Origin of the sequence: Chromohalobacter sp. 48-RD10 (assembly GCF_029889785.1) — a bacterium.
Taxonomy (GTDB): Bacteria; Pseudomonadota; Gammaproteobacteria; order Pseudomonadales; family Halomonadaceae; genus Chromohalobacter.
The window spans coordinates 1-577 of sequence record NZ_JARANX010000214.1 but is presented as its reverse complement, the minus strand read 5'-3'; the positions used below and the strand labels follow the sequence as shown (position 1 = coordinate 577).

1 protein-coding gene is annotated in these 577 nt (G+C 58.6%); it reads right to left on the bottom strand.

All coding sequences use genetic code 11. From position 1 onward, the window contains the following. On the bottom strand, window positions 1-471 hold a 471-nt coding region (locus OP496_RS18310; RefSeq protein ID WP_280565426.1), incomplete at its 3' end, for a zinc ABC transporter substrate-binding protein. Between the last annotated feature and the right edge of the window lie 106 nt (window positions 472-577).

Genomic DNA, 577 nt, shown 5'->3' with positions numbered 1-577 from the left:
CCCGTCATGGGCGTGATCATGCTGATGGTCGTGGTCGTGGTCGTGGTCGTGGTCGTGGTCGTGGCCGTGGTCGTGTCCGCCATGACCATGATGATGCGCTTCGAAGGTGGCGCCCTGGCGGTACTCGAGTGTCTGCGTTTCGGGCAAGTCCATGAGCTCGACACTGAGAGCATCGTCGCCCAGGGTGTTCATGGAATGTGTCAACCACGGGGTCAGGTCTTCGCCGATCCAGAACACGGCATCGGCGTTCTCGAGCGCTTCGGCTTCGGATGGACGCATATCGTAACGATGGGGAGACGCGCCCTGCTGGATCAGCAGGTTCGGGGAGCCCAGGTCTCCCATCACGCGATCGACCAGCGAATAGACCGGTGGGATATCGACTGCGACGGAAGGGACAGCGGCGGAAGCGGCGGCCGGCGACATGACTGGCGACATGAGTAGTGCCGCCAGGTAGGGACTGAAACGCTGCATCGAACGGGTCTCCAAGCATGTATGAGCGTGTATTGAACACCAATACGTTATGTTATAACATAATTTAAAGCGCAAGACGCAATCCTTTCTTTCATTCGTGGCGTCA